This is a genomic window from Sphingopyxis witflariensis (assembly GCF_002205635.1).
GTDB classification, from domain to species: domain Bacteria; phylum Pseudomonadota; class Alphaproteobacteria; order Sphingomonadales; family Sphingomonadaceae; genus Sphingopyxis; species Sphingopyxis witflariensis.
This window is the reverse complement of sequence record NZ_NISJ01000009.1, coordinates 97,008-111,267: the sequence shown is the minus strand read 5'-3', so window position 1 is coordinate 111,267 and position 14,260 is coordinate 97,008. Positions and strand designations below refer to the sequence as shown.

Below are 14,260 nucleotides of genomic sequence, written 5' to 3'. Positions count from 1 at the left end.
CCCTGCAAAGACAGGGGCGCCGATTGATATTGCCTTATATCGCCAGAAACCCCGCCGTCACGAGGGCGAGACCCTACTGTCCAGGAGCGCCGGCCCCCGGCGCGCCGACCGCACCGATATTGCCGAAAATATCCTCAAAGAAGCTGCGGTTGCGGCCGAGCGTCGGAGTCTTGTCACCCGACGGGCTCAACTTGCTGACCAGCTCGATCCCTGTGCGATCGACCGCGACGACATTACCGGCAGGATCGAAGCGCACCCGCAGCACCTGCTGCGAGATTGGGCGCGGCTTGGCAAAGGCCAACTGACGCGTTTCGCGCGACACATAATAATATTCATTGTTGCTGAACTGGCCGACGAACGTGGGGCGACCGAGCGTCTTTTCCACTGATTCGCGGTTGTCGACACCGACCGAGACCGAATCAGTCAGCACCGGATCGACGATATAGCCTTGCCGGCCCTTGAGCTGCGAACAACCACCGACGGTCAGCGCGACGACTAGACCGAGGGCGACCAGGCGCGCACGCGGGACGGAAAGCGAAAGGATCGAAGTCGTCATAATTATCTCCATGGCGCCTGTCCGCCGCTTCTCCCGGCGGTCGGCGCTGGCTCTCGCGCCTCTTAACCGCAAGCGCCGGGGGCGCACAAGCCGCTTGTGCCGCAGCAAAGCTTGCCACAAGCTGACCAGTACCCCTTTTCCGCCGGCGCGAATGCTCCTAAGCAGCCCGCATGTTCTCACTTCGCAAATTCTTCAAATCCGGATCCGACCCGCGCGAGGCACGTCGCCCCTTGTGGAACGCAGTGGTCGCCGCCGCGCGCGCGCCGCACTGGTATGTCGAAGGCACCGTTCCCGACACACTTGATGGCCGTTTCGATATGGTCAGCCTTGTCCTCGCGCTCGTGCTGCACCGGATCGACGAAGATCCGGCGCAGACGTTGGCGGGGGTCGAACTCACCGAATTGTTCGTCAACGACATGGACGGCCAGATGCGCCAGATCGGCTTCGGCGACATGGTCGTCGGCAAGCAGATCGGCCGGATGGTCGGTGCGCTCGGCGGCCGACTGGGCGTCTATCGTGCAGCCGACGGATCCGACGAGCTTGGCGCCGCGCTGGTTCGCAACCTGTGGCGCGGCAAAGCACCCGCCGAATCCGGGCTCGCGCATGTCATGGCCGAAGTTGCCAAGCTGCGCAGCGCACTCGCCGCCATGCCGGTCGAAACGCTGATCGCCACCAACCGCCTCCCCGGACCACCAACATGAACGGCGCGCATGAATTCTCGCATATCGTGACACTCGGCGATGCCGCGCACGGTCGCCCAATCGCACTGGAGGCCGATGCACAAGCGCGCGCACGGATTGCGGAACGGCTGGATCTCATCGAGCTCAGCGAATTTTCCGTGACCGCCGAGGTTCGCGCGATCGCCGGTGGAATCGCCGCTAAAGGCAAAGTGCGGGCTAAGCTCGTCCAGCGCTGCGCCGCGACCGACCTGCCGGTTCCCGCGGCACTGGCGGAAAACTTCGACCTGCGTTTTCTGCGCGATATTGATTCACCCGCAGACGAGATGGAAGAGATTGAAATCAGCAGCGAGGATTGTGAAACCATGCTGCTTGACGGTGACCGAATTGACCTGGGCGAAGCCGCGGTGCAAACATTGTCGCTGGGGCTAGATCCGTTTCCGCGCCACCCCGATGCCGGACGCATTCTCGCCGAAAAGGGCGTGTTGAGCGAGGAGGCCGCAGGCCCATTTGCCGCGCTGGCCAAGCTGCGCGGCGACAAGCCAGCATCCTAAACGCCCTTCCCTAGCGGTCGTTCTCCTTGGCCGGGTCAACAGCGACATTGCCGTCACTGCCCAACGCCTTGGCCAGCCCGGCAAGCTGCTCCCCCATCACGCCATCGACCACAGGCGCAATTTCGCTGACCTTCAAACGCATATAGCCGCCGACAACATAGTCGAAACGGATCCGGGAGCCCGTCGGCGTTTCCTTGATCTGAATACTCAGCGTCCCCGTCAGCGCCTCGCCCTGAAGCGGCCCGAAGGCGCCCGACAGGCGCAGCAGCTGGTTCGGCTGGGCAAAGAGGATGCGGGCGTGCTGAACGCTGCCCTGCCCATTCCCGCTGTCGGGGAGTTTTTCGCAGAAGCAGCCGCCCGCCGGCGAATCGAGCCAGAAATTTGCGGCGTTGCCCGACCAGCTATGCTCTTTCGACCACCATTTGTCGGGGCTGCGGAGCATCTTCCACACATCGGCGGGGGGCGCGGCGACCTGCGCGGTGTGCGCAACGGTGAAGCCGATCTCGCTCTGGTCGATGACCTTCGCCGCGGCGGGCGTTGCCGACACCGCTGCGCCGGTCAACGCAGCAGCTGCGGCATATATTCTGTTATCCATAGCCACTCCCCTTTGCCCCCAATATAGGCCGCGTCGGGGAGAGTGACTAGCTCGCCGTGGCGGTGGCCAGGATCGCCTCGATCGCCTCGTTGACCTGATCGATCGGTGCCATGCCGTCGACATGGGCGACAATGCCGCGCGCTTCATAGATCGGCAGGATCGGCGCGGTCTTGGCGCGATATTCGGCCATGCGCGTGCGCACGGTTTCCTCATTATCGTCAGGACGGCGTTTGAATTCGTCGCTGCCGCAAACGTCGCAAACATTATCCACCTTGGGCAGCTTGTAACGGTCGTGATAGCCGGCGCCGCATTTCGCGCAGGAGAAGCGTCCGGTGATGCGATCGACCAGCGCGTCTTCTTCAACCTGCAGCTCGATCACATGGTCGAGCTTGCGACCGCGCGCGCTCAGAATTTCGTCCAGCGAGTCGGCCTGCGCCGCAGTCCGCGGGTAGCCGTCGAAAATCACCGAAACGTCCGAACCCAGTTCGTCGAGCCGTTCACCGATCAGGCCGGAGACAATCGCGTCCGAAACCAGCTCGCCCGCGTCCATCACGGCTTTTGCCTGAAGACCGATCGGCGTCCCAGCCTTGACCGCGGCGCGGAGCATGTCGCCGGTGGACAGCTGGACCATGCCATGCTCGTCTTCCAGACGCACCGCCTGCGTTCCCTTGCCCGCCCCCGGCGGACCCAGCAAAATGATATTCAGCGTCATGGAAGCCCCTGTATCCTGCCCTGCGCGTCGTCCGTAGCGGGCGCTTCAGCGCCGCGCAACGCCGCCCTTCAATTTGGCCTTCTTGATCAAATCGCCATATTGATGCGCGAGCATGTGGCTTTGAATCTGGCTGATCGTGTCGATGGTGACATTGACAATAATCAAGAGGCTAGTGCCGCCGAGCTGGAAAGGCAGACCCGACTGCGCGATGAAATATTCGGGCACCAAACAAATGGCCGCCAAATAGGCCGCACCGAGCACCGTGATCCGCGTCAACACGAAATCGAGATAGGCGGCGGTGTTCTTGCCCGGACGAATGCCGGGGATGAAACCGTTCTGCTTCTTGAGATTCTCGGCAGTTTCTTCAGGATTGAAGACGACCGCAACGTAGAAGAAGCAGAAGAAGATGATCCCCGCAGCATAGAGCGCCATATAGAGCGGCTGGCCATGCGCGAGATATTGGTTGAGCGTGATCAGGAAATCGCCGGTCGCGGTATCGCCCTGAACATTCTGCCCCATCATCTGGGTAATCGTCAGCGGCATCAGCAGCAGCGACGACGCAAAGATCGGCGGAATGACGCCCGCGGTATTGACCTTCAGCGGCAGATGGCTGCGATCGGCCTGCATCACCCCGCGCTGGGTCGCGCGCTTGGGATATTGGACGAGCACGCGGCGCTGTGCGCGCTCCATGAAGCTGATAAAGGCGATCACGAGAATTGCGCCGCCGATGACAGCGAACACCGTACCGCCGCCCATCGATCCTTCGCGGACCTGCGTGAACATCTGCGAGAAGCTGCGCGGCAACTGCGCCAATATGCCCGCCATGATGATCAGCGAGACGCCGTTACCGATACCGCGACTGGTGATCTGTTCGCCCAGCCACATCAGGAACAAGGTACCGCCGACGATGCTGATCACCGCACCGATGCGGAACAACATGCCCGGATCGACGACCGCAGCAATGCCATTGGTCGCGCCAAGTGACTCGAGCCCGACCGCAATGAAATAGCCCTGAATCGCGGTCAACGCGACCGTACCGTAGCGCGTATACTGATTGATTTTCTTGCGCCCGCTTTCGCCCTCTTTCTTGAGTGAGGCGAGGCTGGGCGACAGCGCGGTTGCCAGCTGCACGACGATCGAAGCCGTAATATAGGGCATGACGCCGAGCGCGATGATGCTCATCCGCTCCAGACTGCCGCCCGAGAAAGTGTTGAAAATGTCGAGGACGCCACCCGAAGCCGCCTGACTGTAAAGTTGCGACAGCGCGACCGGATCGACGCCCGGCAGCGGCACAAAGGACAGGAAGCGGAAGACGATCAGCGCACCGATCGTGAACCAGATGCGGTTCTTGAGCTCGGTCGCCTTGCCGAACTTCGAGAAATTCAGATTGGATGCAAGCTGGTCGGCGCGAGAGGCCATGGTGATCTTTCCTCAGTGGCGGACCGCGCCCCCCGCGACCCGGCGCCTATGTGCGTTCGCTCGGCGCGATGCGCAAGGGGAAAGGCCCTAATAGAATGCGTGGGGGCGGATCGGCGCATCGCCGACCCGCCCCAGGTGCATCAAACCCTCTTGGCGGCTGCAGCAGCCTTGCGCAGGGATTTCTTGCCGTCGGTCGCTACGACCTTGGGTTCGGGAAGCTCCACCTTGCCGCCGGCCTTTTCGACCGCTTCGATTGCGCCCTTCGACGCACCGGCAACGGCGAAATTCAGCTTTGCGGTCAGTTCACCCTTGGCGAGGAGGCGGACGCCGTCCTTGCCGCCGCGGGCAAGGCCAGCCGCTTTCAGCGCGGCGTGGTCGATCACAGTCTTCGCGTCGAGCTTCTTCGCGTCGACCAGCTTCTGGATCATGCCCAGATTGACGATCGCGAAATCCTTGCCGAAGATATTGTTGAAGCCGCGCTTCGGGATACGCATGTGAAGCGGCATCTGGCCGCCTTCAAAGCCGTTGATCGCGACGCCGCTGCGTGCCTTTTGGCCTTTCTGGCCACGGCCGGCGGTCTTGCCCTTGCCCGAACCGATGCCGCGTCCGACGCGCATGCGGCCCTTGCGGGCGCCATTATTGTCACGAAGTTCGTTAAGCTTGATAGTCATTGCACTCGCTTTCGCTTTTGTCGCGCTCTGGACTGGCCGCCGTTTGCGGATTCAGTCCGGTTCGATTTCACTAGACGGCTGAAAGCCGGGATAGTCCCCGGCCTTCTCCATCACTATGGCCTGCGCCACTTGGGCGCGGCCATCGACGTGGCTCATAGCCGGGCTGCCGTGAAGCTGCCACCCCCTGTTGAGCAAACCTTCGACGCGCGCGCAAAAAGCGCTGTCGTCGGGGCCGGTCAACAGGCGATAGAGCTTCACTGACGCCTTAGCCTTCGATCACTTGCACCATGTGCGGCAGCTTGCGAATCATGCCACGCACTTCGGGAGTGTCGATCAGTTCGACCTCGCGATGCATCTTGCCCAGGCCGAGGCCGGTCAGGATTGCACGCTGGCTCTTGGGACGACGGATCGGCGAACCGATCTGGCGGATCTTGATTTTCTTGTCAGCCATTGTCTTACTCCGTCACCGCCGCGGCTTCGGCCTCGGCAGCGCGATCGGATGCACCGCCACGCTTGATCAGGTCCGAAACCTTCTTGCCGCGACGCTGTGCCACCGACTTCGGGCTCGTCTGTTCACCAAGCGCCTCGAAGGTCGCACGGATCATGTTGTAGGGGTTCGACGTGCCGTTCGACTTGGTCACCACGTCGGCAACGCCAAGGCTTTCGAACACGGCGCGCATCGGGCCACCGGCGATGATGCCCGTACCGGCGGGAGCCGAACGAACCGTCACCTTGCCGGCGCCGAAATGGCCGAGGCCATCATGGTGCAGCGTGCGGCCATCGCGCAGCGGAACGCGAATCATCGCCTTCTTCGCTGCAGCGGTTGCCTTCGAAATGGCTTCCGGCACTTCGCGTGCCTTGCCATGGCCGAAACCGGCGCGACCCTTGCCGTCGCCAACGACGACAAGTGCGGCGAAACCAAAGCGCTTGCCGCCCTTCACCGTCTTCGAAACGCGGTTGATGTGAACCAGCTTTTCGATCAGCTCTTCGCCACCATCATCGTCGCGCGGACGACGATCGTCGCGGCGCCCACGGCCACCGTCACGTCCGCCACGGCCGCCATCGCGTCCGCCGGCACCGCCGCCACGGCCGCGGCGCGGAGCTGCGGTTTCGGTGGGGGCAGCTTCGGGAGCGCCTTCGACGTTCTGTACTTCGTCTGCCATGATTAGAACTCCAATCCGCCTTCGCGTGCCGCGTCGGCCAGCGCTTTGATGCGCCCGTGGAACAGGAAACCGCCGCGGTCGAACACGACCTGCGTCACGCCCGCCTTCTTGGCGGCAGCGGCGAGGCGCTTGCCGACTTCGGCGGCAGCAGCCGTCGTTGCGCCGGTCGTGCCGCGGACATCCTTGTCGAGCGTCGAGGCTGCGGCCAGCGTCTGGCCGGCTGCGTCATCGATGAGCTGCGCATAGATGTGACGGCCCGAACGGTGCACCGAGAGGCGCGCGCGCCCACCGGCCCGCTTGCGGAGGGCAGTACGAACGCGCTGACGGCGTTTTTCGAATTGGGTAAGATGTGCCATGGCTTACTTCTTCTTGCCTTCTTTGCGGAAGATGTACTCGCCGCGATATTTGATGCCCTTGCCCTTATAGGGCTCCGGCTTACGCCAGCGACGGATTTCTGCCGCGACCTGACCGACCTGCTGCTTGTTGATGCCGCTGATCTCGATCGTCGTATTGTCCGGCGTCTTGATCTCGATACCCTCGGGCACCGCAAAATCGACATCATGGCTATAGCCAAGCTGCAGCTTCAGATTCTTGCCCTGCGCGTTGGCACGATAGCCGACACCGGTGATTTCAAGAACCTTGGTAAAGCCCTCGGTCACACCCGTGATCAGATTCTGCACCAGCGTCCGCTGCATGCCCCAAAACGCGCGTGCTTCGCGGCTGTCGTTGGCCGGGCGCACCGAAATCGAACCCTCGGCGACCTCATAGTTGATGAGGTCGCTGAGCGGCATCGCGAGCGTGCCCTTCGGACCCTTGACCGACAGCTGACCGCCATCGATTGCAGCAGTGACGCCACCCGGGACTTCCACGAATTTCTTACCAATGCGTGACATCAGAACACCTCCGCCAGCACTTCGCCGCCGACATTATGTTCGCGTGCTTCGGCGTCCGACAGGACGCCGCGCGGGGTCGACACGATGGTGATACCCAAGCCGTTGCGTACGATCGGCAGTTCTTTCGAACCCGAATAGACGCGGCGGCCCGGCTTCGAAACGCGCGCCACATGGCGGATCGCCGGCTGCCCTTCGAAATATTTCAGCTCGATGCGGATGCCCTTGTGCTGGCCCTTGGCACCCAGCGCTTCTTCGCTGTAGCCGCGGATATAGCCTTCGCGCTGGAGAACATCGAGAACGCGGACGCGCAAGGTGGAAGCCGGCGTCAGGACGCTGTCCTTCTTCGCCTGCTGGCCGTTGCGGATGCGGGTGAGCATATCACCCAAAGGATCGGTCATTGCCATCTTGTCAGTCCCTTACCAGCTCGACTTCACAACACCGGGGATCAGGCCTTTGTTGGCCAGATCGCGGAGCTGGATACGGCAAAGCCGGAATTTGCGATAATAAGCGCGCGGGCGGCCCGTCAGCTCGCACCGGTTACGGATGCGGGTCGGGTTACCATTGCGCGGGATTTCCGCCATCTTGAGGCGCGCGATCAGACGCTCGCCTTCGTCGAGCGACGTGTCTGCCGCAATCGCCTTCAGCTTCGCATAACGGCCGGCGTATTTCTTCACCAGCTGCTTGCGACGCTCGTTCTTGTTCATCGAACTCAGTTTCGCCATGACTTAAGTTCTCTTTCCTTCTTGAAAGAGCCAGCCTGGTCCCAAAGGGATCAGGCGGCTTCCTTTTCCTGCGCTTCGATCGGGAAGGGGAAGCCGAACAGCTTGAGCAGTTCGCGGGCTTCATCGTCCGTACGGGCGGTGGTGGTGACGATCACGTCCATGCCACGCACCTGGTCGATGCGGTCATAGTTGATCTCGGGGAAGATGATCTGCTCTTTCAGGCCCATGGCATAATTGCCACGACCGTCGAAGCTCGTCGCCGACACGCCGCGGAAATCGCGGATGCGCGGCATTGCGATGGTGATCAGGCGGTCGAGGAATTCATACATCCGCTCGCGACGCAGGGTCACCTTGCAACCGATCGGCATGCCTTCGCGCAGCTTGAACTGGGCGATCGACTTCTTTGCCTTCGTTACGACAGGCTTCTGGCCAGCGATCAGCTCCATTTCTGCAGCTGCCGATTCGACCTTCTTCTTGTCCTGCGTTGCTTCGCCGACGCCCATGTTGAGCACGATCTTTTCGATCTTCGGCACTTCCATCGCATTTTTGTAACCGAATTTCTCGGTCATCGCCTTGACGATGATCTCGTCATAGCGGGTCCGCATGCGCGGGGTGTAATTATCAGCCACTGATCGTCTCCCCGGACTTCACGGCGACACGCACCTTCTTGCCGTCCTTGGTTTCAAAGCGCACGCGCGTCGGCTTGCCGCTCTTGGGATCGGCAACCGCGACCTTGCTCGCGTGCATCGGCGCTTCCTTGCGCTCCAGGCCACCCTGCGGGTTGGTCTGGGTCGGCTTGCGGTGCCGCGTGATGATGTTGACGCCCGCGACCACAACCTTGCCGTCTTTCGGCAGGCTCTGCGTCACTTCGCCGGTCTTGCCCTTGTCCTTGCCGGACAGGATGACAACCGTGTCGCCCTTTTTGATCTTCGCCATACCCATGGTCAGAGTACCTCCGGCGCCAGGCTGATGATCTTCATATAGCCCTTGCCGCGCAGTTCGCGGACCACGGGGCCGAAGATACGGGTACCGATCGGCTCTTCATTCTTGTTGACGAGCACGGCGGCATTGCTGTCGAAGCGGATCACCGAGCCGTCGGCGCGGCGCACGTCCTTGGCAGTGCGAACGATAACGGCGCGATGCACGTCACCCTTCTTCACCTTGCCACGCGGCTGTGCTTCCTTGATCGACACGACGATCACGTCGCCGACGCCGGCAACGCGACGCTTCGACCCGCCGAGCACCTTGATGCACTGGACGCGCTTTGCACCGCTGTTGTCAGCGACTTCCAATTGTGACTGCATCTGAATCATCGATGCATTTCCTTCTGTTTGGGCCTACCGGGGCACCCCGGCGGTTCCGTGAAACCTAGCTTCAGGCGTCAGCAGCCGTTTTGGGCTTGCTGTGGGTGTCGACCTTGTCGAGCACTTTCCACGTCTTCAGCTTCGAAATCGGACGCGTCTCTTCGATGCGGACGGTTTCGCCAGCCTTGATGCTGTTGTCCTCATCATGGGCGTGGTATTTTTTCGAACGGCGGATGATCTTGCCGTACAGAGGGTGCTTAACCTTCCGCTCGACTTTCACCACGACGGTCTTGTCGCCCTTGTCGGACACCACCGTACCGGTCAATATGCGCTTCGGCATCGATAGTCTCCTTACTTCGCAGCCGAGCGGGTACGCTCGGTCTGCTGCGTCTTGATGCGAGCGATCGAACGCCGCACTTCCTTGACGCGCGAGGCCTTTTCAAGCTGGCCGGTGGCCGCCTGGAAGCGGAGGTTGAACGCCTCGCGCTTCAGTTCGCCAAGCTGTTCCGCGAGCTGGTCGTCGGTCTTGGCCTTGAAATCTTCGGTCTTGGACATGGCCCTTAACCCTCCAGATGCGAGGTGTCGCCGAGACGGGCAATCACCTTCGTCTTGATCGGCAGCTTCATCGCCGCGCGTTCGAATGCCAGCGCGGCCACGGGACCGGGAACGCCGTCGAGTTCGAACAGGATGCGACCCGGCTTCACGCGAGCGGCCCAGAATTCCGGCGAACCCTTGCCCTTACCCATGCGGACTTCGGCAGGCTTCGACGACACGGGAAGGTCGGGGAAGATGCGGATCCACAAACGGCCCTGACGCTTGATCGCACGGCTGATTGCACGACGCGCCGCTTCGATCTGGCGCGCGGTAATCCGCTCGGGTTCCATCGCCTTCAGCCCGTAAGAGCCGAAATTGAGGCTGGTCCCACCCTTGGCATTGCCATGGATGCGGCCTTTGAAGGCCTTTCGGAACTTGGTTTTTTTCGGTTGCAGCATGTCAGCAGTCCTTAGCGGCGATCATCGCGCGCCGGGCGCACGCCCGACGTTTGCGCGTCGAGCATCAACCGGTCGGTCGCCATCGGGTCATGACCCAGGATTTCGCCCTTGAAGATCCAAACCTTGATCCCGCAGACGCCATAGGCGGTGTGGGCGGTCGATTCGGCATAGTCGACATTGGCGCGCAGCGTGTGAAGCGGCACCCGGCCTTCGCGATACCATTCGGTACGTGCGATTTCCGCGCCGCCGAGACGGCCAGCGCAGTTGATGCGGATGCCTTCGGCGCCCAGACGCATCGCCGACTGAACGGCACGCTTCATGGCACGACGGAATGCGACGCGGCGTTCGAGCTGGTCAGCAATACCCTGACCGACGAGCTTGGCGTCGACTTCGGGCTTGCGGATTTCGACGATGTTCAGCGACACGTCGCTGCCCGTCAATTCGCCCAGCTTCTTGCGCAGCTTTTCGATGTCCGCGCCCTTCTTGCCGATGATGACACCCGGACGGGCGGCATAGATCGACACGCGGCAAAGCTTGGCGGGACGCTCGATCACGACCTTCGAGATCGCTGCCTGCGGCAGGTTCTTGAACACATACTGACGGATCTTCAGATCCTCAACCAGCATGCGGCCATAATCCTGACCTTCGGCGAACCAGCGGCTGTCCCAGGTGCGGTTGACCTGCAGGCGCAGGCCGATCGGATTGCTCTTCTGGCCCATCTTACGCCTCTTCTTCCTGTTCGCGGACGACGATGCGAATGCGGCTGAACGGCTTGACGATCCGGGTCGACTTGCCGCGGCCACGAGCGTGCCAGCGCTTCATCGAGATCGACTTGCCGACGCTGGCTTCCTGGATGACCAGAGCATCAACATCAAGGTTGTGGTTGTTTTCCGCGTTGGCGACAGCGCTGGCGAGAACCTTGCGCACGTCAACCGCCATCGCCTTCTTCGAGAAAGCGAGGACGTTCATCGCGTCTTCGACCTTGCGGCCGCGGATCAGTGCGGCAACGAGGTTCAGCTTCTGAGCCGAACCGCGAATCTGCGTGCCGACCGAAAGCGCCTCATTATCCGCAACGCGGCGGGGGGATTTTGCCTTACCCATTAGCGTTTGCCCTTCTTGTCGGCAGCGTGACCGGGGAAGAAGCGCGTCGGCGCAAATTCACCCAGCTTCATGCCGACCATATCTTCGTTGACCGACACCGGCACGAACTTGCGGCCGTTGTAGACGTTGAAGGTCAGCCCCACGAACTGCGGCAGGATGGTGGACCGACGCGACCAGGTTTTGATCGGAGCATTGCTGCTGCCGTCCTGTGCCGTTTCGGCTTTCTTGAGCAGATGGAGGTCCACGAACGGACCCTTCCAGACCGAGCGAGCCATGGCTTACCTCTTCTTCTTCGCGTGACGCGACCGGATAATCATCTTGTCGGTCGACTTGTTATGGCGCGTACGCGCACCCTTCGTCGGCTTGCCCCATGGGGTAACCGGGTGACGGCCGCCCGAGGTACGGCCTTCGCCGCCGCCGTGCGGGTGATCGACCGGGTTCTTCGCAACACCGCGGGTCAGCGGGCGAACGCCCATCCAACGACGACGGCCAGCCTTTGCGAGCGTCTGGTTGGTGTTGTCGGGGTTCGAAACCGCGCCCACCGTACCCATGCAATCGCCGCGAATATAACGCTGCTCGCCCGAACCGAGTCGCACGATGACGAGACCGCGGTCACGACCGACGACCTGTGCATAAGTGCCAGCCGAACGGGCAATCTGGCCACCCTTGCCCGGCTTCATCTCGATGTTGTGGACGATCGTGCCGACCGGCATCTGCGACAATTCCATCGCATTGCCCGGCTTCACGTCGGTCTTCTTGCCCGCGATGATCTTGTCGCCAACGGCCAGACGCTGCGGCGCCAGGATGTAAGCGACGCGGTCCTTGCCGGCTTCGTCTTTGCCATAGTTGATCAGCGCGATGAAGGCGGTGCGGTTGGGGTCATATTCCAGACGCTCAACCGTGCCTTCGACGTCCCACAGGCGGCGCTTGAAATCGACGATGCGATAACGCTGCTTGTGACCGCCGCCGATGCCACGCGAGGTCACATGACCCTTGTTGTTGCGGCCGCCGGTCTTGCTCTTGCCTTCGGTCAGCCCCTTGACGGGCTTGCCCTTCCAAAGCGAGGACCGATCGATGAGGATCAGGCCGCGCTGGCCGGGGCTCGTCGGATTATAGGATTTAAGTGCCATTTTCTCTGCCTCTTCCTACAATCAGACGCCGGTCGTGACGTCGATCGACTGGCCTTCGGCCAGACGAACAACCGCCTTCTTCACGTCGCTGCGGGTGTAGGGCTTGCCCTTCCAGCGCTTGGTCTTGCCCTTGGTGATGAGCGTGTTCACGCCGATCACCTTGACATCGAACAGCGCCTCTACGGCTGCCTTGATGGCGGGCTTGGTCGCATCATTTGCGACCTTGAACACCACTGCGTTGTTTTCGCTGAGCATCGTCGACTTTTCGGTGATCACCGGAGCGAGGATCACGTCATAGTGACGCGCGTCGACTGTTTTTGCCTTAGCCATTGAAGCGTGCCTCCAGCTTTTCGAGGCCGGCGCGGGTCAGGACCAGCGTATCGGCGCGCAAAATGTCATAAACGTTGGCACCCATCGCCGGCATCGAATCGATACCGATGAGGTTGGCCGACGCCATGGCGAAGCTTTCGTGCACTGCATCACCGTCGATGAACAATGCGCGATTGCCGAGTTCGAGCTTGCCGAGCTGGCCGGCGAGTGCCTTGGTCTTGGCATCCTTGAGCTCGAGCGTGTCGAGAACGAGGATCTTGCCGCCCTTTGCCTTGTCGCTCAGTGCCATTTTCAGGCCAAGCGTGCGGATCTTCTTGTTCAGCGAGTGGCCGAAGGTGCGGGCCCGCGGGCCGTGTGCCTTGCCGCCGCCGATGAAGATCGGAGCTGCGCGATCGCCGTGACGAGCGGTACCGCCGCCCTTCTGATTGCCGAACTTCTTGCCGGTGCGCGACACGTCGCTGCGTTCGCGGGCGGCGCGAGCCGGACCACGGCGCTTTTCGAGCTGCCAGCTGACGACACGATGGAGGATGTCGGCACGCGCGTCGACGCCGAACACGTCGTCATTGAGATCGATGTCTGCGCCGGCCTTGCCGTCGATGGTGTGAACCTTGACCTTCATGATCAGGACTCCTGTGCGCCGTCGGTGGTCGCGGTATCGACGACGACGGTTTCCGTCGGGGTCTCTACCGGTGCATCCGCCGGGACTTCTTGATTGGCATTCGCCGCGATCTTGACGCCCGCCGGATAGGGGGCCTCGGGGTGACGCGGCAGCTTGACCGCGTCGCGGACCATCAGCCAGCCACCCTTCGAGCCAGGGACCGAGCCCTTGACGAAGATGAGGCCGCGCTCGACGTCCGTGCGAACGACTTCGAGATTCTGCTGGGTGCGATTGCGGGCGCCCATGTGGCCGGCCATCTTCTTGTTCTTGAAGACGCGGCCCGGATCCTGACGGTTACCGGTCGAACCGTGTGCACGGTGGCTGATCGAGACGCCGTGGCTGGCGCGCATGCCGCCGAAACCCCAACGCTTCATAGCGCCGGCAAAGCCCTTGCCCTGGGTCACGCCCTGGATGTCGACGATCTGGCCGGCGACGAAATGGTCAGCCGACAGTTCGGCGCCGACGTCGAGCGTCGCGTCGTCAGCGACGCGGAATTCGACGATCTTCGCCTTGGGCTCCACTTCGGCCTTGCCGAAAGCGCCGCGCTGCGGCTTGGCGACATTCTTCGCCTTCGCCGAACCTGCACCGAGCTGAACGGCCACATAGCCGTCACGTTCTTGTTCGCGCACAGAGATAACCTGACAGCCTTCGAGGCTCAGGACAGTGACGGGCACGTGGCGGCCGTCGTCCTGAAACAGGCGGGTCATCCCCATTTTCTTCGCGATCACGCCAGTCCGCATGATCTAACTCCTCAACAGAGGCCGGGCGGACCATTCCGCACGG

27 protein-coding genes are annotated in these 14,260 nt (G+C 62.0%); 2 read left to right on the top strand and 25 right to left on the bottom strand.

All coding sequences use genetic code 11. From position 1 onward, the window contains the following. Positions 1-73: 73 nt before the first annotated feature. Entirely contained in the window at positions 74-556 is a 483-nt protein-coding gene (locus CDQ91_RS15670; RefSeq protein WP_088473659.1) for an outer membrane protein assembly factor BamE, read from the bottom strand. 170 nt (positions 557-726) lie between these two features. Between CDQ91_RS15670 and CDQ91_RS15665 the strand changes: the two genes are divergently transcribed. Together CDQ91_RS15665 and CDQ91_RS15660 are read left to right on the top strand one after the other, a co-directional pair. Next, positions 727-1,257, top strand: coding sequence for a ubiquinol-cytochrome C chaperone family protein (locus CDQ91_RS15665; RefSeq protein WP_088473658.1), 531 nt, complete (start codon positions 727-729; stop codon positions 1,255-1,257). After that, the gene (locus tag CDQ91_RS15660) at positions 1,254-1,787 is read left to right on the top strand and encodes a YceD family protein (protein ID WP_088473657.1); all 534 of its coding nucleotides are present in this window, start codon (positions 1,254-1,256) and stop codon (positions 1,785-1,787) included. Before CDQ91_RS15665 ends, CDQ91_RS15660 begins: the two co-directional genes overlap by 4 nt. Positions 1,788-1,797: 10 nt before the next feature. Here CDQ91_RS15660 and CDQ91_RS15655 read toward each other — a convergent pair whose 3' ends face one another. The 24 genes from CDQ91_RS15655 to rplC all read right to left on the bottom strand — a co-directional run bounded on the left by CDQ91_RS15655 (position 1,798) and on the right by rplC (position 14,217). Then, positions 1,798-2,382, bottom strand: a complete 585-nt coding sequence (locus tag CDQ91_RS15655) for an SRPBCC family protein (protein ID WP_088473656.1) — start codon at positions 2,380-2,382, stop codon at positions 1,798-1,800. 46 nt (positions 2,383-2,428) lie between these two features. Continuing rightward, on the bottom strand, positions 2,429-3,094 hold the full coding sequence (locus CDQ91_RS15650) for an adenylate kinase (protein WP_174688514.1): 666 nt from the start codon (positions 3,092-3,094) through the stop codon (positions 2,429-2,431). Positions 3,095-3,139: 45 nt separating this feature from the next. Continuing rightward, positions 3,140-4,513: a preprotein translocase subunit SecY gene (secY, locus tag CDQ91_RS15645; protein ID WP_088473655.1), complete on the bottom strand. Its 1,374-nt coding sequence runs from the start codon at positions 4,511-4,513 to the stop codon at positions 3,140-3,142. A 140-nt stretch (positions 4,514-4,653) separates the two neighbouring features. Beyond that, positions 4,654-5,184: a 50S ribosomal protein L15 gene (gene rplO / locus CDQ91_RS15640; RefSeq protein WP_088473654.1), complete on the bottom strand. Its 531-nt coding sequence runs from the start codon at positions 5,182-5,184 to the stop codon at positions 4,654-4,656. A gap of 51 nt (positions 5,185-5,235) precedes the next feature. After that, entirely contained in the window at positions 5,236-5,442 is a 207-nt protein-coding gene (locus CDQ91_RS15635; RefSeq protein WP_088473653.1) for a DUF1737 domain-containing protein, read from the bottom strand. A 7-nt stretch (positions 5,443-5,449) separates the two neighbouring features. Continuing rightward, positions 5,450-5,635, bottom strand: a complete 186-nt coding sequence (gene rpmD / locus CDQ91_RS15630) for a 50S ribosomal protein L30 (RefSeq protein WP_088473652.1) — start codon at positions 5,633-5,635, stop codon at positions 5,450-5,452. 4 nt (positions 5,636-5,639) lie between these two features. Beyond that, entirely contained in the window at positions 5,640-6,347 is a 708-nt protein-coding gene (gene rpsE, locus CDQ91_RS15625; protein ID WP_088473651.1) for a 30S ribosomal protein S5, read from the bottom strand. 2 nt (positions 6,348-6,349) lie between these two features. Next, on the bottom strand, positions 6,350-6,703 hold the full coding sequence (gene rplR, locus CDQ91_RS15620) for a 50S ribosomal protein L18 (RefSeq protein WP_088473650.1): 354 nt from the start codon (positions 6,701-6,703) through the stop codon (positions 6,350-6,352). A gap of 3 nt (positions 6,704-6,706) precedes the next feature. Next, positions 6,707-7,240: a 50S ribosomal protein L6 gene (gene rplF, locus CDQ91_RS15615; RefSeq protein ID WP_088473649.1), complete on the bottom strand. Its 534-nt coding sequence runs from the start codon at positions 7,238-7,240 to the stop codon at positions 6,707-6,709. Then, a complete protein-coding gene (gene rpsH / locus CDQ91_RS15610) occupies positions 7,240-7,644 on the bottom strand; it encodes a 30S ribosomal protein S8 (RefSeq protein ID WP_054589697.1) in 405 nt (134 codons plus the stop codon). Before rpsH ends, rplF begins: the two co-directional genes overlap by 1 nt. A 12-nt stretch (positions 7,645-7,656) precedes the next feature. Then, on the bottom strand, positions 7,657-7,962 hold the full coding sequence (rpsN, locus tag CDQ91_RS15605; protein WP_088473648.1) for a 30S ribosomal protein S14: 306 nt from the start codon (positions 7,960-7,962) through the stop codon (positions 7,657-7,659). A gap of 50 nt (positions 7,963-8,012) precedes the next feature. Then, positions 8,013-8,591 (bottom strand): 50S ribosomal protein L5, encoded by a 579-nt coding sequence (gene rplE / locus CDQ91_RS15600; protein WP_088473647.1) that lies wholly within the window; start codon positions 8,589-8,591, stop codon positions 8,013-8,015. Further along, positions 8,584-8,904: a 50S ribosomal protein L24 gene (gene rplX / locus CDQ91_RS15595; protein WP_088473646.1), complete on the bottom strand. Its 321-nt coding sequence runs from the start codon at positions 8,902-8,904 to the stop codon at positions 8,584-8,586. The genes rplE and rplX overlap by 8 nt, the downstream gene beginning before the upstream one ends. 2 nt (positions 8,905-8,906) lie before the next feature. Next, positions 8,907-9,275, bottom strand: coding sequence for a 50S ribosomal protein L14 (rplN, locus tag CDQ91_RS15590; protein ID WP_033074348.1), 369 nt, complete (start codon positions 9,273-9,275; stop codon positions 8,907-8,909). Between the two features lie 61 nt (positions 9,276-9,336). After that, entirely contained in the window at positions 9,337-9,606 is a 270-nt protein-coding gene (gene rpsQ / locus CDQ91_RS15585; RefSeq protein WP_088473645.1) for a 30S ribosomal protein S17, read from the bottom strand. An 11-nt stretch (positions 9,607-9,617) separates the two neighbouring features. Next, positions 9,618-9,821 (bottom strand): 50S ribosomal protein L29, encoded by a 204-nt coding sequence (gene rpmC / locus CDQ91_RS15580; RefSeq protein WP_039578281.1) that lies wholly within the window; start codon positions 9,819-9,821, stop codon positions 9,618-9,620. Between the two features lie 5 nt (positions 9,822-9,826). Next, positions 9,827-10,258: a 50S ribosomal protein L16 gene (gene rplP, locus CDQ91_RS15575; protein ID WP_088473644.1), complete on the bottom strand. Its 432-nt coding sequence runs from the start codon at positions 10,256-10,258 to the stop codon at positions 9,827-9,829. 11 nt (positions 10,259-10,269) lie between these two features. Next, positions 10,270-10,977 (bottom strand): 30S ribosomal protein S3, encoded by a 708-nt coding sequence (gene rpsC, locus CDQ91_RS15570; protein ID WP_088473643.1) that lies wholly within the window; start codon positions 10,975-10,977, stop codon positions 10,270-10,272. A gap of 1 nt (position 10,978) precedes the next feature. Further along, positions 10,979-11,359 (bottom strand): 50S ribosomal protein L22, encoded by a 381-nt coding sequence (gene rplV, locus CDQ91_RS15565; protein WP_056341841.1) that lies wholly within the window; start codon positions 11,357-11,359, stop codon positions 10,979-10,981. After that, positions 11,359-11,634 (bottom strand): 30S ribosomal protein S19, encoded by a 276-nt coding sequence (gene rpsS / locus CDQ91_RS15560; RefSeq protein ID WP_088473642.1) that lies wholly within the window; start codon positions 11,632-11,634, stop codon positions 11,359-11,361. Before rpsS ends, rplV begins: the two co-directional genes overlap by 1 nt. A 3-nt stretch (positions 11,635-11,637) precedes the next feature. Next, a complete protein-coding gene (rplB, locus tag CDQ91_RS15555; RefSeq protein ID WP_088473641.1) occupies positions 11,638-12,489 on the bottom strand; it encodes a 50S ribosomal protein L2 in 852 nt (283 codons plus the stop codon). Positions 12,490-12,510: 21 nt separating this feature from the next. Continuing rightward, the gene (locus CDQ91_RS15550; RefSeq protein WP_088473640.1) at positions 12,511-12,819 is read right to left on the bottom strand and encodes a 50S ribosomal protein L23; all 309 of its coding nucleotides are present in this window, start codon (positions 12,817-12,819) and stop codon (positions 12,511-12,513) included. Beyond that, complete coding sequence (gene rplD, locus CDQ91_RS15545) at positions 12,812-13,438, bottom strand: 50S ribosomal protein L4 (protein ID WP_088473639.1); 627 nt, start codon at positions 13,436-13,438, stop codon at positions 12,812-12,814. The genes CDQ91_RS15550 and rplD overlap by 8 nt, the downstream gene beginning before the upstream one ends. 2 nt (positions 13,439-13,440) lie before the next feature. Then, positions 13,441-14,217: a 50S ribosomal protein L3 gene (gene rplC, locus CDQ91_RS15540; protein ID WP_088473638.1), complete on the bottom strand. Its 777-nt coding sequence runs from the start codon at positions 14,215-14,217 to the stop codon at positions 13,441-13,443. Between the last annotated feature and the right edge of the window lie 43 nt (positions 14,218-14,260).